Source organism: Zhongshania sp., from assembly GCF_041584495.1.
In the GTDB taxonomy this organism is placed as follows: domain Bacteria; phylum Pseudomonadota; class Gammaproteobacteria; order Pseudomonadales; family Spongiibacteraceae; genus Spongiibacter.
Genome location: NZ_JBFHDY010000254.1, coordinates 1 through 2,052, shown reverse-complemented (window position 1 = coordinate 2,052; position 2,052 = coordinate 1). Strand labels below are relative to the sequence as shown.

Below are 2,052 nucleotides of genomic sequence, written 5' to 3'. Positions count from 1 at the left end.
GGACTCCACACTGATCGTCATCGGGTTCGCAACTACCACGCTGAACACCGCAGCAGCATCCAACGTCAGCACCGCTGTTGATGGCGGCACGAATGTTGAGAACGCCCTTGCCTCGCGAGTCCCCACCGTCGCGACGCTGGCGGCGCTTCAGGCTGTTTCCACTACTGGTCTTGTAGATGGCTCCAGTAAACGCGATATGGATGGCCGCAGCTCTGCGGGTGATGGCGGAGCGGGCCGATTTGTTTGGCGCTCAGGAAACCAGTCCGCGAATGTTGCCGCTGATGAGGTGGGTTCAGGGCTGGGCAATGGCGGCATCTGGATTGCGCCTAGCAGTGATTTAACGGGGGCGTCTGGGGCTTGGGAGCGAGACACGGGGAGAATTGCATTTGCAAACTGGTATTTTGGGGCAAGTACGGGGCAAGACCTGACCAGCGTAATTCAGCTCGCGTCAGACAATAACGTAAACCTTTACTTGATGCCCCAAGAGCACAGGGTTGACGGGACAATAACCCTCAAGGAAGGTCATACAATCCAAGGTGGGGGTGCAGGTGGACTCTTTTTAAATGCCCCGACCACTGCGACCGGCACGATTCTTAACAAGCCCGCGACCGGGGTTGACGGGCCTATAATCATATTAAAATCGTCATCTACAGTTAAAGGCATTCAGTTCCGCCACCTCAAGGTGAATGGTGCCACCACAGGGATCGTTAGGTTAGGGACAGGGGCGGAGAACTGCGTATACAACGCACTGCTGGATTGCTCAATATATGGGCATTTTACAAACGATCTAACGCGAGCGAATACGTGTTTTGGCCTCTACACTGCGGCGGGCACAATTAGTACAGTTGTGTACTGGAACCGAATATCTAACGTCCAAATTACCAACTGCGATGTAGGTGTTAGCTACAACGCGCAGGCCAACGCAAACCATGCTTCTAATGTTGTTGTTAAGGAGGCGAGAATAGGGTTTTGGCTTGACGGTGGGGCAACAGAATGCATTGACAACTCTTTCAGCGGCATTGGTGTATACAACGGCCAACTATTCACGCCGGACGCAATCTGCTTCAAGATGGACAATATATGCAAGTTCAACACTTTTTATGGAAACACTGAAGCCTTCGGTAAAGCCTTCGATATAGACGCGCAGTCTGTTAATAATATTTTCTCTGGAGCATTTAATGAGATAGTCGATTCCTCGGTTGGTGACGGCAACACGCTACAAGGAATAAACGAAACACAGCAGCAAGGGCGCGTTAGGCAGACTAACTCACTCACTGGTGAGTCTGCTTATATTCTCAAGTCTAGCCGCTACATACCGACCGGAGGCTTCCAGACCATAGCGGAGTATTTATCAACTGACGCACAGGCGTCCGGCGTTGGCGCGGGCGTTGGGCTTGGGGGTGCTTTCACAAACGCTGGGTTGCTAACTGTTTTCGCACAAATCGCGGGTGTTAAAGAAAACAACACCTCCGGCGACTTCGGCGGCGAGATGGAGTTGAGTGTAAGGCCTCAAGGCTTACCAATGACTCCGGTGGTGAGGCTTGGGCTGAATACCCAGCGGCCCGCAACGGACGCCACAATTGACAGCGGCACAACCAGCTTCCGCTGGAAAGACATAAACACAATGCGAGTTAGAACGCACCCGGTCACAGTGGGAAACCTGCCATCTGCCAGCGGTATAGCAGGAACAAGGGCTTTTGTTACTGACGCGACTACGACAACTTTTGCGTCAATTGTAGCTGGCGGGGGGAGTAATGGCGTGCCTGTTTACAGCGACGGGACAAACTGGCGTATCGGTTGATCCTGTCCGCAGGGCAAGTGAATAAGGAACCATGAAAGTGCAAGCAGACCAACTACCTCAAGCAGTTAACGGAGTAACAGCGAGTGGGCTGTCATAAGGAACGAAAATGAACGACCAAAACCGCAGGGCAAGTGATTTGTCTCCGGACTGGAACGAGTAAGGAAGGTCAATGACTGATGATCGAATTGAAACCCTGTTCCAAAAGCACGATCTGGTGGTAGGGAGAGTGTCAGCATTGGAGCAAAAGCAGG

General features: G+C 52.4%; 1 protein-coding gene. It reads left to right on the top strand.

Going from position 1 to position 2,052, the window contains the following annotated elements; genetic code table 11:
* A partial coding sequence (locus ABYP33_RS18830; protein WP_373092856.1) for a hypothetical protein occupies positions 1–1,801 on the top strand: 1,801 nt, incomplete at its 5' end.
* Between the last annotated feature and the right edge of the window lie 251 nt (positions 1,802–2,052).